The 13816-nt window shown below is 72.6% G+C and carries 11 protein-coding genes; 2 read left to right on the top strand and 9 right to left on the bottom strand.

Annotated elements, in window-relative coordinates:
• Positions 1 to 112 precede the first annotated feature (112 nt).
• Positions 113 to 652, bottom strand: coding sequence for a hypothetical protein (locus ACWEFJ_RS23355; RefSeq protein WP_378090551.1), 540 nt, complete (start codon positions 650 to 652; stop codon positions 113 to 115).
• 187 nt (positions 653 to 839) lie between these two features.
• Between ACWEFJ_RS23355 and ACWEFJ_RS23350 the strand changes: the two genes are divergently transcribed.
• Positions 840 to 2285 (top strand): MFS transporter, encoded by a 1446-nt coding sequence (locus tag ACWEFJ_RS23350; RefSeq protein WP_378090549.1) that lies wholly within the window; start codon positions 840 to 842, stop codon positions 2283 to 2285.
• A gap of 61 nt (positions 2286 to 2346) precedes the next feature.
• On the opposite strand, the gene glgB is transcribed toward ACWEFJ_RS23350, so the two are convergent.
• The 8 genes from glgB to ACWEFJ_RS23310 all read right to left on the bottom strand — a co-directional run bounded on the left by glgB (position 2347) and on the right by ACWEFJ_RS23310 (position 11345).
• Positions 2347 to 4119, bottom strand: coding sequence for a 1,4-alpha-glucan branching protein GlgB (gene glgB / locus ACWEFJ_RS23345; protein WP_449715025.1), 1773 nt, complete (start codon positions 4117 to 4119; stop codon positions 2347 to 2349).
• Complete coding sequence (locus ACWEFJ_RS23340) at positions 4116 to 5426, bottom strand: maltokinase N-terminal cap-like domain-containing protein (protein WP_378090544.1); 1311 nt, start codon at positions 5424 to 5426, stop codon at positions 4116 to 4118. Before ACWEFJ_RS23340 ends, glgB begins: the two co-directional genes overlap by 4 nt.
• Entirely contained in the window at positions 5423 to 7147 is a 1725-nt protein-coding gene (treS, locus tag ACWEFJ_RS23335; RefSeq protein WP_378090542.1) for a maltose alpha-D-glucosyltransferase, read from the bottom strand. The genes ACWEFJ_RS23340 and treS overlap by 4 nt, the downstream gene beginning before the upstream one ends.
• Positions 7147 to 9114, bottom strand: coding sequence for a maltotransferase domain-containing protein (locus tag ACWEFJ_RS23330; protein ID WP_378090540.1), 1968 nt, complete (start codon positions 9112 to 9114; stop codon positions 7147 to 7149). The genes treS and ACWEFJ_RS23330 overlap by 1 nt, the downstream gene beginning before the upstream one ends.
• Before the next feature lie 184 nt (positions 9115 to 9298).
• Positions 9299 to 9712, bottom strand: coding sequence for a VOC family protein (locus tag ACWEFJ_RS23325; protein WP_378090538.1), 414 nt, complete (start codon positions 9710 to 9712; stop codon positions 9299 to 9301).
• A gap of 46 nt (positions 9713 to 9758) precedes the next feature.
• Positions 9759 to 10562, bottom strand: a complete 804-nt coding sequence (locus ACWEFJ_RS23320; RefSeq protein ID WP_378090536.1) for an SDR family NAD(P)-dependent oxidoreductase — start codon at positions 10560 to 10562, stop codon at positions 9759 to 9761.
• A 37-nt stretch (positions 10563 to 10599) separates the two neighbouring features.
• Positions 10600 to 10917: a putative quinol monooxygenase gene (locus ACWEFJ_RS23315; RefSeq protein ID WP_378090534.1), complete on the bottom strand. Its 318-nt coding sequence runs from the start codon at positions 10915 to 10917 to the stop codon at positions 10600 to 10602.
• The gene (locus ACWEFJ_RS23310; RefSeq protein WP_449715024.1) at positions 10914 to 11345 is read right to left on the bottom strand and encodes an ester cyclase; all 432 of its coding nucleotides are present in this window, start codon (positions 11343 to 11345) and stop codon (positions 10914 to 10916) included. Before ACWEFJ_RS23310 ends, ACWEFJ_RS23315 begins: the two co-directional genes overlap by 4 nt.
• Positions 11346 to 12167: 822 nt before the next feature.
• Here ACWEFJ_RS23310 and ACWEFJ_RS23305 point away from each other — a divergent pair.
• Positions 12168 to 13685 (top strand): MFS transporter, encoded by a 1518-nt coding sequence (locus ACWEFJ_RS23305; RefSeq protein WP_449715023.1) that lies wholly within the window; start codon positions 12168 to 12170, stop codon positions 13683 to 13685.
• Positions 13686 to 13816 lie beyond the last annotated feature (131 nt).

Genomic DNA, 13816 nt, shown 5'->3' with positions numbered 1-13816 from the left:
GCGGGCGGATGCTGGAGTTCACCGCGGCGTCGGTGGACACCGGCCGGGTGCGGGCCGAGCTGGCGTCCGCCGGGTTCGGCGACGCGGTGGTGGTGCCCGACCTCCCGCCCCGTCACGTCCCCGCGTCCGCCACCCGACCGCGCTCGACCCACCGCCGGGTCGCGGGCAGCAGGAGCAGCACCAGCGCGGCCGTCGCGCCCGCGAAGCCGAACGGCACCGCCGCGAGGTCGGCGAACCGGACGAACCACGGCGTGGTGGCGGGGTCGAAGTAGGCGCTCAGGTCGTTCGGGTCGAGCGCGGCCCGGTCCCGCCAGCCGATCCGGGTCAGCGAGAACGCCGTGTAGAGCACGTGCGGCACGACGCCCACCAGCGCGAGCACCCGGCCCGACGGCCGACCGTCGAACAGGGCGACCACGGCGAACGACAGCAGGACCGCCGACCCGGCCATGACGACCAGCGAGGCGGCGTCGATCACCCAGGTGATCATGACGGCGAGCGAGGCGTTCATCGAGTCGTCCTTCGTGCCCGCGAGCGCGAAGACCTCGTCGGTGTCGGCGAACGTGTGCACGATGGTGACCGCGTCGAGGACGAACCCGATCGCGAGCAGGAGCAGGGCGACCGGCACGGCGGTCACGATCCGGGGCCTGGGCACGGTGACACCCTACGTCCCGTCCGCCCGGCCATTTTCCGACGCTATTCCGAACACCCGCCGAATACGTTAACTCCCGACAGCCGCGCGCATTTTCCCATCCGCACGGCCGCACCTCTGGATCGGTTCGCCCGCGATCAGGACAGTGGAGCTGCAATCCGCTCTCCAATCCGTCCGAGGGAGTTCGACGTTGTCCAGTGCAGCCGAAACGCGGGCCGGTCAGCCGGTCGCCGGCGGGGCGCGCAGCGGGCTGGTCCTGCTGCTGTTGTGCGCCGCCCAGTTCATGATCGTCCTCGACTTCTCCATCACCAACGTCGCCCTGCCGACGATCCAGACCGACCTCGGTTTCCCGGTCAACGACCTGCAATGGGTGGTCAGCGCGTACGCGCTGACCTTCGGCGGCTGCCTGCTGCTCGGCGGGCGGGTCGCCGACCTGCACGGGCAGCGGCGGCTGTTCATCGCCGGGCTGCTGGTGTTCGGCATCGCCTCGCTGTTCGCCGGCTTCGCGCAGGACGCCGTGCAGCTGGTCGTGCTGCGGGGTGCGCAGGGCCTGGCCGCCGCGTTCGTGGCGCCGGCCGCGCTGGCGTTGCTGACCACCTCGTTCCCGGAGGGCCCGGCGCGCAACCGGGCGCTCGGCGTCTGGGGCGCGGTGCTCTCGCTCGGCTTCGTCTGCGGCGTCATCGCCGGCGGCGTCCTCACCGACCTGCTCAACTGGCGCTGGGTCTTCTTCATCAACGTGCCCATCGGCCTGGTCACCGGCATCGCCGCCGTCGTGTTCATCGCGGAGGTCGCCCGGCCCGCCACCCGCGTCCGGCTCGACCTGCCCGGCGCGGTCACGGTCACGGTGGCGCTGATCAGCCTCGTCTACGGGCTGTCCGTGGCGCACACGCACGGCTGGCTCGGCGCGACGACGCTGACCGCGTTCGGGTTGTCGGCCGTGCTGCTGGTGGCGTTCGTGCTCATCGAGAACAAGGCGCCGCACCCGCTCGTGCCGCTGGGCATCTTCAGGCTCCGCGCCCTGGTGGTCGCCAACGTGACGAACCTGGCGCTGATCGGCGCGTTCGTCGGCTCGACCTACATCGTCACGCTGTACCTCCAGGTCATCGAGCGGTACACGCCGCTGCGCACGGGCCTGACGTTCTCGGTGCTCGGCCTGACCGCCATGCTCGCCGGGTTCGTCGCCGGGCGGATCTCGGCGAAGATCGGCTCCCGCGCCACCATGGTGCTCGGCGTGGCCGCGCAGGCGGTCGGCTCGCTGGTGGTGGCCACGTTGCCGGCCGGCGCGGCGGGGTTGGCCGCGGTGCTCGTCGGCACGGCCCTGGTCGGGTTCGGCAACATCACCGCCGTCGTCATGATCATCATCTCGGCGACCGCGGGCGTGCCCGACGACCGGCAGGGCCTCGCGGGCGGCCTGTTCAACACCTCGCAGCAGCTCGGCTCCGCGCTCGGCGTGGCGCTGTTCGCCGCCCTCGCGGTGGGCCGCACCGCGGGCGAGCTGCCGGCGGGCGCGTCCGTGGCCGACGCGCCCGCGGCCGCGCTGCTGTCGGGCTACCGGTTCTCGTTGCTGCTGTGCGGCCTGCTGGCCGTCGCGGCGGGCCTGTTCGCCGCCCTGGCCGACCGCCGCCGGGCGAGCTGATCACGCGCACGGAGAAGGGGCTCGCAGGACGGCGGCGTCCTGCGAGCCCCTTGTCGCGTGCTCAGGCCCGGACGAGCCAGACCGCGGACCGGGCGGCGAGCGCCAGCTCCGCCACCGGCCGCCCGTCGTCCGGCACGGCCACGACCGCCTCCGGGCCGCCGGCGCCGCCGAACTCCGGGTCCTCGGTGTGCAGCAGCACCCGCCAGACCCCGGCGGACGGCAGCGGCAACCGGAAGCCCGGACGGGCCCGGTCGCCGAAGTTCGCCACGCACACCACCTCGGGCGCGCCGGGCGCGCACCGCGCGTACGCCACGACCGCGCGCTCGGGGTCGTCGTCCACCAGCCACCGGAAGCCGTCCGGCCGGTCGTCGGACGAGTACAGCGCCGGGTGCGCGGCCTGCGCCCGGTTCAGCGCGGCCACCAGCCGGCACAGGCCGGCGTGCACGGGGTCGTCCAGCAGGTCCCAGGCCAGCTCCCGGTGGTCGGCCCACTCGTGCGGCTGGCCCAGCTCGCCGCCCATGAACAGCACCTGGCCGCCGGGGTGGGCCCACATGTGCGCGAGCAGCACGCGCAGGCCCGCCGCGCCGCCGGTCTTGGCGATCAGCGAGCCCTTGCCGTGCACGACCTCGTCGTGCGAGAGGGGCAGCAGGTAGCGCTCGCTCCACGCGTACCGGGCGGGCAGCGTGAGCCGGTCGTAGTCGCCGTCGCGGAAGTACCGCAGGGTGTCGTGCATCCAGCCGAGGTTCCACTTGCGGTCGAAGCCCAGGCCGGACGACGACGTGACGCCCGGCCACGTGGTGGACTCCTCGGCGATCAGCAGCGCGTCCGGGTGCAACCGGCCCACGGTCGCGGTCAGCTCCCGCAGGAACGCCACGGCCTCCAGGTTCTCGTTGCCGCCGAACTCGTTGGGCTCCCACTCCCCCGGACCGCGCGAGTAGTCGCGGTAGAGCATGGACGACACCGCGTCCACCCGCAGACCGTCCACGTGGAACTCCTCCAGCCAGTACAGCGCGTTGGCCAGCAGGAAGTTGCGCACCTCGGGCCGGCCGAAGTCGAACACGTAGGTGCCCCAGTCGGGGTGCTCGCCCCGGCGCGGGTCGGGGTGCTCGTACACCGGCACGCCGGTCAGCCGCCCCAGCGCCCACTCGTCCTTGGGGAAGTGCGCGGGCACCCAGTCCAAAATCACGCCGATGCCGCGCCGGTGCAGCACGTCCACCAGGTGCCGCAGGTCGTCCGGGCCGCCGTGCCGGGCGGTCGGCGCGTAGTACGACGTCACCTGGTAGCCCCAGGAGCCGCCGTACGGGTGCTCGGCCAGCGGCAGCAGCTCCACGTGCGTGAAACCCAGCCCGGCGACGTGGTCGGCGAGCTGCTCGGCCACCTCCCGGTAGCCCAGGCCGGCCCGCCAGGAGCCCAGGTGCACCTCGTACACGCTGATCCGGTCGGGCCGGTGCCGCCACGCGCCGTCGGTCCACCGATGCCGCGAGCGCGCCACCACGGACTCCACCGCGGGCGGCGGCGTGGTGCGGAACGCCATCGGGTCGGCCTTGTCGCGCCACGTGCCGTCCTCGCCCAGGATCCGGAACCGGTAGCGGTGGCCCGCCCGCGCGCCGGGCACGACGGCCTGCCACACCGCGATCAGCGGGTCGCGCGCCAGGTCCGCCTCGCCCCACTCGCCGCACACCCGCACCGCACGCGCGCCGGGCGCCCAGAGGGCGAAGCGCACGCCGTCATCGACGACGTGCGCCCCCAGCACCTCCCACAGCCGCTCGTGCCGCCCCTCGGCGACCAGGTGGCGGTCCAGGTCGGTGAGCGCCGGCGTGACGACGGCCGTCACGACGCCCCGCCGACCAGCGCCCGCACGGCCCGCAGCGGCACCGGCAGCCAGTCCGGCCGGTTCGCCGCCTCGTACCGCACCTCGTACAGCGCCTTGTCGAGCTGGTAGGCGCGCAGCAGCGCGCCGGCGGCCCGCAGGTCGACGCCGGACTCGCTGGCGTACCCGGCGAGGAACGCGCGTTGCGCGTCGTGCGCCCAGTGCCGGGCGCGCCGCTCGTCCTCCACCGTCCAGTTCGTCGCGGTCAGCCGGTGGTGCCCGGCCACGTAGTCCAGCGAGCGCAGCATCCCGGCCACGTCGCGCAGCGGCGAGTCCGGGAGGGACCGCTCGGCGGGCGGCGCGGACGGCTCGCCCTCGAAGTCCAGCAGCACCCAGCGGCCGTTGCTGCGCAGCACCTGGCCCAGGTGCAGGTCGCCGTGGACGCGCTGCACCTCGCCGGGCTCGGCCGCGCGGACCCGCTCGCCCAGCGCCACCCGCAGCGCCGCGGCGTACGGCCGCAGCGTCGGGGCCAGCTCCAGGGTCTCGGCCAGGCGGGTCAGGAACCGGTCGGCCAGCGCCCCGTGGTCCGCGGGCGCGGCGCCGAGGGCTCGGCCCAGGTCGCTGTGCACGGCGGCGACGGCCACGCCGAGGCGGCTCAGCTCCCCGACGAGGTCCAGCTCGCGGGGCGTGCCGGTGAGCGTGTGCCCGAGGTCGGCGCGGGCGGCCTCCCAGCCCTCCACGCCACCGTCCACGAAGGACTCGACCAGGCCGAGCGTGTCGGTGCCGTCGAGGGTGATCGAGCCGAGCAGCCGGGGCACGTACAGGCTGTCGCGCAGCACCCGGTGCAGGGCGAGGTCGGGGTTCTCCCCCGGCCACACCCGCCGGAACACCTTGAGCACGCTGTGCCCGCCGATCACCAGCGACGTGTTGGACTGCTCCACGCCCATCGGCCGCACGTCGCCCGCCCGCTCCGGCAGGTCCACGCCCGGCTCGGGCCGGAACGCCACCGCGCCCGCGGTCCCGGCCTGGGCCACCAGCTCGTACAGGCGGCTCACCAGCTCGGGGTCGGCGAGCGCGTCGTAGTGCGCCTCGCCGCCCGCGAACCCGATCACCGCGTCGACCAGGCCCGCGGGCAGGTCGGCGCGCACGCCCACGGGCACGTGGAACCGGCCGTGCGCGGTGGACACGACGGCGATCACGCCGCGCACCGGGCCGTCCGCGAACGGCTCGACGCGCTCGACCGCGACCTCCCCCGCGTCCTCGGCCGGGAACCACCGCTGCCGCGGCAGCCACTCCGCGAGGCCCGGCAGTCCGGTTGTGGCAGTGGTCATCGCGCAGGCACCTCCGTGTGGATCGCGAACCAGTAGAAACCGTGACCGGGCAGCGTGATCTGGTACGGCGCCACGCCGATGACCGGGAACTCCACCCCGCCGGTCAGCTCGGTCAGCTCGTGCCCCCGGAACTCGCGCAGGTCCAGCTCGACCGCCTGCGGGTGCCGGGACAGGTTGTTGACGCACAGCACGATGTCCTGGCGGCCGTCCTCGGACACGTGCTCGCGCAGGAACGTCATGACGGCGGCGTTGCCGGACGGCAGCTCGCGGAACCCGCCGAGCCCGAACGCGGTGTGCCCGCGCCGGACGTCGATCATCCGCTTGGTCCAGCGCAGCAGCGAGCCGGGGCTGTCGATCTGCGCCTCGACGTTGAGGCTCTGGTACCCGTAGACCGGGTCGGCGATCACCGGCAGGTAGAGCCGGCCGGGGTCGCCCGCGCTGAACCCGGCGTTGCGGTCGGGCGTCCACTGCATCGGGGTGCGCACGCCGTCGCGGTCGCCGAGCCAGATGTTGTCGCCCATGCCGATCTCGTCGCCGTAGTAGAGCACCGGCGAGCCGGGCAGCGACAGCAGCAGGGCGGTGAACAGCTCCTGCTGGTTGCGGTCATTGTCCAGCAGGGGGGCCAGCCGCCGCCGGATGCCGATGTTGGCCTTCATCCGGGGGTCCTTGGCGTACTGGGAGTACATGTAGTCGCGTTCCTCGTCGGTCACCATCTCGAGCGTCAGCTCGTCGTGGTTGCGCAGGAAGATGCCCCACTGCGCGCCGGACGGGATCTCCGGCGTGGCCGCGAGGACCTCCGAGATCGGCACCCGCGACTCCTGCCGCACGGCCATGAAGATGCGCGGCATCAGCGGGAAGTGGAACGCCATGTGGCACTCGTCGCCGCCGACGCTCGGGTCGCCGAAGTAGTGGACCACGTCGGCGGGCCACTGGTTCGCCTCGGCCAGCAGCACGCGGCCCGGGTACTCGTCGTCCACGACCTTGCGGCACAGGCGCAGGAACTCGTGCGTCTCCGGCAGGTTCTCGCCGTTGGTGCCCTCGCGCTCGAACAGGTACGGCACGGCGTCCAGCCGGAAGCCGTCGATGCCGAGGTCGAGCCAGAACCGCAGGACGTCGAGCATCGCCTCCTGCACGGCCGGGTTGTCGTAGTTGAGGTCGGGCTGGTGGCTGAAGAACCGGTGCCAGTAGAACTGCCCGCGCACCGGGTCGTAGGTCCAGTTCGACGACTCGGTGTCCACGAAGATGATGCGGGCGTCGGCGTACTTCGAGTCGTCGTCGCTCCACACGTAGAAGTCGCCGTACGGCCCGTCGGGGTCGCGGCGCGACTCCTGGAACCAGCGGTGCGAGTCCGACGTGTGGTTGAGCACCAGGTCCGTGATCACCCGGATGCCGCGCCGGTGCGCCTCGTCCAGCAGGTGGACGAAGTCCTCGATCGTGCCGAACTCCGCGAGCAGCGCCCGGAAGTCGCGGATGTCGTACCCGCCGTCGCGCAGCGGCGAGTCGTAGAACGGCGGCAGCCACAGGCAGTCCACGCCGAGCCACTGGAGGTAGTCCAGGTGGTCGGCCAGGCCGCGCAGGTCGCCGGACCCGTCGCCGTTGCTGTCGCTGAACGCCCGGACCAGGACCTCGTAGAAGACGGCGGACTTGTACCACTCCGGCTCCACGCCGATGGGCGTGGCGACGAGCGGCGACTCGCCGCTGGGCAGCAGTCGGCGCGGCATCAGGCCCTCACCGCCACGACGTGCGCCACCGCGTGCGCGGGGTCGAGCCGGACGTAGTTGCGCGCGCCCCAGTCCCACGTCTGGCCGGTCACCTCGTCGTGCGCGGTGAACGCGGGCGGCACGCCCAGGGCGGCGAGGTCGGGGGTCAACGTGCCCTCCTGCGGCTGGTCGGGGTCGAGGGTCACCACGGCGAGCACGGTGTCGCCGGTGGCCGGGTCGCGCTTGGAGAACGCCACCAGCGCGGGGTTGTCGACGGCGTGGAACGTCAGGCCGTCCAGGGACCACAGCGCCGGGTGCGCGCGCCGGACGCGGTTGAGCAGGGTCAGCCACGGCTCCAGGGACGCGCCGGCGGCCCGTGCGCGGGCGTAGTCGCGGGGCCGCAGCTCGTACTTCTCCGAGTGCCGGTACTCCTCGCTGCCGGGCGCGACGGCCTCGTTCTCGTACAGCTCGAAACCGGAGTACACGCCCCACGTCGGCGACAGCAGCGCGGCCAGCGCGGCGCGGATGGCGAACATCGCGGGCCCGCCCTCCTGGAGGTGCCGCGGCAGGATGTCCGGCGTGTTCACGAACAGGTTCGGCCGCGCCTCGTGCGCGTGCTCGACCAGCTCCCGGCCGAAGCCCTCCAGCTCGGCCTTGTCCGTGCGCCAGGTGAAGTAGGTGTAGGACTGGGTGAAGCCGAGCCGGGCCAGGCCGTACAGCCGCGCGGGCCGGGTGAACGCCTCGGCCAGGAACAGCACGTCCGGCCGGTCGCGGTGCACCTCCTCGATGAGCCACGCCCAGAAGTCCGGCGGCTTGGTGTGCGGGTTGTCGACCCGGAAGACGCGCACCCCGTGGTCCACCCACAGGTCGACCACGCGCAGGATCTCCGCGTAGAGGCCCTTGGGGTCGTCGTCGAAGTTCAGCGGGTAGATGTCCTGGTACTTCTTGGGCGGGTTCTCGGCGAACGCCACGCTGCCGTCGGGCAGGCGGGTGAACCAGTCGGGGTGCTGCCCGACCCACGGGTGGTCGGGCGCGCACTGCAGCGCCAGGTCGAGCGCCACCTCGATGCCCAGCTCGGCGGCCCGCGCCACGAACGCGTCGAAGTCGGCGAACGTGCCCAGTTCGGGGTGGATCGCGTCGTGGCCGCCGTGGGCGGAGCCGATCGCCCACGGCGAGCCGACGTCGCCCTCCAGCGCGACGAGCGTGTTGTCCTTGCCCTTGCGGTTGATCTCGCCGATGGGGTGGATCGGGGGCAGGTACACCACGTCGAACCCCATCGCGGCGATGCGGTCCAGCTCCCGCGCCGCGGTGCGGAACGTGCCGTGCACGGGCCGGCCCTGCGCGTCCACGCCGCCCGTGGAGCGGGGGAAGAACTCGTACCAGGAGCCGAAGGCGGCCTTCGGCCGGTCCACCCACAGCCGGTGCGGCACGCCCTCGGTGACCAGCTCGCGCACCGGGTGCTCGTGCATCTCGGCGAGCACGGCCTCGTCCAGGGCGGCCGCCAGCCGGTCGGGCAGCGGGAGCGCCCCGGAGCGCAGCCGGACCGCCGCGTCGCGCAGCAGCACGCTTCGCGCGTCCCCGGCCAGCGCCGCGCGTTCCAGCAGCCGCGCGCCCAGCTCCAGGTCGTTGGCCAGCTCGGCCGCGCCCTGGCCGGCGCCGGTCTTGGCGCGGATCGCGTGCAGCCACGTCGACCAGGGGTCCGACCACGCGTCGACCCGGAACTCCCACTCCCCCACCGCGTCCGGCACGATCACCGCGGACCAGCGGTCCGCGCCCGCGTCTTCCAGGCGCATCCGGGTGCTCCGCCACGCGCCGTCCGGGCCGCGCCACCGCACCGTGGCGGCGACCGCGTCGTGGCCCTCGCGCCACACCGCGGCCCGCACCGGCACGTGCTGCCCGACCACGGCCTTGGCCGGCCTCGCCCCCGACGACACCGCCGGGGAGACGTCGTCGACGACCAGTCTCCCCACCGTCGCGTCATCCATCATCAGGTCCACCTCTCGGACTTTTTTCCGTGGGCTTTCGGCACTCCCCGCCCACCCATCCGAGAATGACCCGGCATTAACCACGAAACCATCAGCCCGGCACCACTCGGAAAATTCGACGTAGTAGCCCGGAATGCACTGGACCCGGCGTCGACATGGTCGACGCCGGGTCCGGGTGCGGCATTTCCTACAGTTCGTCGCGGTAGCCCTGGCTCACCTCGACCACGACCCCGTCGGGGTCGGTCAGCCACGCGCTGCGCCACCCCGGGATGAAGCCGTCGAAGTCGAGCGGGCCCAGGTTGACCCGCGCGTCGTCGCCCATCTGCCGGAGCAGGGCGTCCACGTCGTCCACCTGGAACGCCAGGTGGCGCACCGCGCCGACGCCGTCCGGGCCGTCGCGCTCCACCAGCGTGGGCGCGCCGGCCGCGTTCACCGCGGCGCCGCCGAACAGCTCCAGGTACACGTCCCCCGATTTGAGGAACACGATGGACGTGTCACCCAGGTCGAAGGAACGGGCGCGCTTGAAACCGAACCAGCGCGTGTAGAATTCCTCGGTCGCTGCCAGGTCGCGACAATTGAGTGCGACATGGGACCACTTCATGGGATCGCCTTTCGTGTCGGCGGCAGGCGACCCGTTCCGCGTGGCGTCAGTCCGCGGGCAGGCCCACCAGCTCGCTGCTGAGCCGCCACAGCCGTCGCCGCGCGGACGGGTCGTAGCACTGCGCGTGGGCGCGGGCTTCGCGGACGCCGTCGTAGTAGCGTCCGGTGATCCCGGCGAGGTCGTCGGAGAGCGCGAGGCGCAACGTCGCCTCGGAGCCCTCCGCCACGGTGCTCATGGTGTAGCCGAAGGTCTCGTAGACCATCTTGGTGCCCATCAACGACGCCGGGTGCAGGCTGTTCACGGTCGCCTGCGCCGGGTCGAGCCGCTCGGCCAGCTCGAAGCAGGTCGCGATCTGCGCCAGTTTGCTCTGCCGATAGGCGCGCAGCGGCTCGTACCCCCGGTGCAGCATCACGTCGTCGAAGTCGATCGGGGACTGCCCGGCCGACGCGACGGTGACGATCCGCGCGCCCGGTGACAGCAGCGGGAGCAGCAACCTGGTGAGCAGGAACGGGGCGAGGTGGTTCACCGCGAACCGCAGCTCGTGGCCCGCTCCGTTCTCCAGGCGCCGGTCGTCGCGGCGGCCCGCGCCCATCCCGGCGTTGTTGATCAGCACGTCGAGCCGCACGCCGTCCTCGGCCAGGCGTGCGGCCATCGCCCGGACCTGGTCGAGGTCGGCGAAGTCCGCCAGGTAGGTCCGCACGTCCCCGCCCACGTCGCGCGCCGCGTCGGCCAGGCGTTGCGCGTCACGACCGTGGACGAGCACGGTCGCCCCGGTCGCGGCGAGCCTCTTCGCGAGGTCGAGGCCGAGGCCGTCGGTGGCCCCGGTGACCAGGAAAGTGCGGTCCTTCAACGGTGTTCTCCTTCGTTCGACTCGCGACCGGCCGCGGTCAGGCCAGCTCGGTGACCGCCCGGACGCTCTGGGAGACGGGGTCGCCCGCGAGGCACGGGGCGAACTCCTCCCAGACGGGGATGATCTTCGCGAGGTGGTCGTCCAGATGCTTCTGGCTCTCCCAGCGCTCGAAGAGGGTGAACTTGTTCACGTCCTCCTCGTGGCGCAGCCAGATGAAGTCCACGCAGCCCTCGTCCTGCAGGGACAGCCGCTGGATCTCGGCGAGCGTGCGCAGGGCCTCGCCCTGGTGCTCGGGCTTGACGGTGATGTGCAGCAGGAACGTCACCATGGTGATCCCCTTCACGGACGTGGTCACGGCAGCGGCACCCCGAGCTGGCGGAGCAGGCCGGCGGTGTCGGCCTGGACCCAGCGCTCGGCGATCCTGCCGTGCTCGAAGCGGTAGACCTCGATGCTGGTCCAGGTGATCGGCTCGCCGGTGGCGCGCTGGCCGAGGAAGTCCTTCACGAACCGCCCGGTGAAGGTGATGTGGATGACGACCTTGTCGTCGCCGGCCGGGTAGATCTGGTCGTGGTGGGAGGTGAACGCCATCGCCTCGTGCGCCTCGGCGAGCAGCGTCTTCAGCTCGGCCACGTCGCGGACGCTCCACGCCGGGTTGTTGTCGACGAAGTCGGGCGTGAACAGCACGTCCATGTCGTCGTAGCGGCGCTCGTTCACGATGTCGTTGAGCGTGCGGATGGCGAGGACGTTCTGCTCCTCGACCCGCAGCGGATCGGTTGTGGTCACGGGATTTCCTCCGGTGCCGACTGTACTGGGCACGACCAGCCTGCCCAGCGGTCCGGGACCGGACAACGAGCCCGAGTCCACTGTGGCAACTGCGCTGAGACGCGCCGGGAACGCCTGTCGGGACACGGGTTCGCACCGAATCCCTCTGCGCGCGTGCGCGTGTAGCAGCCGCGGCGGGGCGCGGGAAGCCGCGCGGACCCGATCCCCGCGCCGCCGCTACGGGATCGCGCAAGGGGAAGGATCACAGCCACCGACGCCGCCTTCCGGCCGGCTCCCACCCGCACCCCTCACCGCGCCCGGCGACCCTCGCCCCTCGCGCCCGGCCACCCGCGCCGCGACCCCGCCGTGTCCGCGTCCCCGACCGACCGCCGGCGGACACGGCTCGGCGCGACGTCCGGGCCGCAGCCGCCCGCCCCGCCCCGCGTGTCCGACGAGCCGCGCGCACGACCGCCCCGGCGCGGAGCCCGGAACCGCAGGCGCACCCGCGCGACCCGCACCCCTCCGACGGGCCGCGGGAACCGGGGCGGCGCGGTCTTCGTTGGGGCTGTCGGTCGTCGAGAAAGCCGGGTTCGTCCGGTTCGGGGGATCACCCCGGGAGGTGATCTTCACTCGGAAAGTCGGGTGATTTCCGGCCGGCGATGTTCCACGAGGGCGGCGAATACGTTAAGTGTAGGGGCGCAGGTATTCCTGAGCACATGAGCGATCGCTCTCGGTGACCTCAACCTGGTAACTGGACTACTGGTAAAGCTGCTGCTCTGGCTGGCTCCACCGCGCTTATCGATAGTTGACGCGCAATCCGGTGCTAATCAAGGGAGCATGACGTTGTCCAGTACAGCTGAACCGCGGACGGGGGAGCCGGCGGAGGTGCCGTCCCAGCACCCGTCGGCCGAAGGCGCCTCCGGCAGCACCAAGCGTGGCGGGCTCGTCCTCCTGCTGCTCTGCGCCGCCCAGTTCATGATCGTCCTCGACTTCTCCATCACCAACGTCGCCCTGCCGACGATCCAGGCCGACCTCGGCTTCTCGGTCAACGACCTCCAGTGGGTCGTCAGCGCCTACGCGCTGACCTTCGGCGGGTGCCTGCTGCTCGGCGGTCGGATCGCCGACCTCTACGGCCAGCGCAAGGCGTTCATCATCGGCCTGCTGGTGTTCGGCATCGCCTCGCTGCTGGCGGGCTTCGCGCAGGACGCCATCCAGCTCGTCGTCCTGCGCGGCGTGCAGGGCCTGGCCGCCGCGCTCGTCGCGCCCGCCGCGCTGGCGCTGCTCACCACCTCGTTCGCCGAAGGCCCGGCGCGCAACCGCGCGCTCGGCGTCTGGGGCGCGGTGCTCTCGCTCGGCTTCGTCTGCGGCGTCATCGCCGGCGGCGTCCTCACCGACCTGCTCAACTGGCGCTGGGTCTTCTTCATCAACGTGCCCATCGGCCTGGTCACCGGCATCGCCGCCGTCGTGTTCATCGCCAAGTCGAGCGCCGCCACCCAGCGCACCAAGCTGGACATGCCGGGCGCGATCACCGTGACCATCGCGCTGATCAGCCTGGTCTACGCGCTGTCCGTGGCCAACACCGACGGCTGGCTCGGCGGCACGACGCTGGGCGCGTTCGCCCTGGCCGCCGTGCTGCTGGTGGCGTTCGTGCTGATCGAGAACCGCGCCGCCCACCCGCTCGTGCCGCTGAGCATCTTCAAGCTGCGCGCGCTGGTGATCGCGAACCTGACCAACCTCGCGCTGATCGGCGCGTTCGTCGGCTCGACCTACGTGCTCACGCTGTACCTCCAGGTGATCGAGCACTACACGCCGCTGCGCACCGGCCTGACGTTCTCGGTGCTGGGCCTCACGGCGATGCTGGCGGGCTTCGTGGTCGGCAAGATCGCGGGCAAGCTCGGGCCGAAGGTGACGATGGTGCTCGGCGTGGTCTGCCAGGCGGCCGGGTCGCTGGTGGTGGCCACGCTGCCGTCGGGCGGCACGGGCCTCGCGGTGGTGCTGGTCGGCACCGCGCTGATCGGCTTCGGCAACATCACCGCCGTCGTCATGATCATCATCTCGGCGACCGCGGGCGTGCCGAACGACCGGCAGGGCCTCGCGGGCGGTCTGTTCAACACCTCGCAGCAGATGGGCTCGGCCCTGGGCGTCGCGGTGTTCGCCGCGATCGCCGTGGCCAAGACCGCGGGCGTCCTGCCCGACGGTGTCGCGGTGGCGGACGCCTCCACGGAGGCCCTGCTGTCGGGCTACCGGTTCTCGTTGCTGCTGTGCGGCCTGCTGGCCGTCGCGGCCGGCCTGTTCGTGATGGTGGCCAACCGCACCAAGGCGACCGCGGCCGTCCCGGCGACGCCCGCCGTCGCCGACTGACCCGCCCGACCGGGCACCTGTCGAGCAGCGCGGCCCGGTGGGAGACGCCACCGGCGGTCCCACCGGGCCGCGCTTCCTCCCGGCCCCGGAGCACCGACCCGGGCACACCGAACCACCAGGGAAGGCACCAC

Source organism: Actinosynnema sp. NPDC004786, from assembly GCF_053601135.1.
The sequence above is the reverse complement of the archived record's forward strand: the minus strand, read 5'-3'. Positions and strand labels throughout refer to the sequence as shown.

Bases quoted from the DNA above. Each gene is read 5' to 3' on its own strand.
- ACWEFJ_RS23330 (WP_378090540.1), bottom strand. From the start codon at position 9,114: ATGATGGATGACGCGACGGTGGGGAGACTGGTCGTCGACGACGTCTCC.
- ACWEFJ_RS23325 (WP_378090538.1), bottom strand. From the start codon at position 9,712: ATGAAGTGGTCCCATGTCGCACTCAATTGTCGCGACCTGGCAGCGACC.
- ACWEFJ_RS23340 (WP_378090544.1), bottom strand. From the start codon at position 5,426: ATGACCACTGCCACAACCGGACTGCCGGGCCTCGCGGAGTGGCTGCCG.
- treS (WP_378090542.1), bottom strand. From the start codon at position 7,147: ATGCCGCGCCGACTGCTGCCCAGCGGCGAGTCGCCGCTCGTCGCCACG.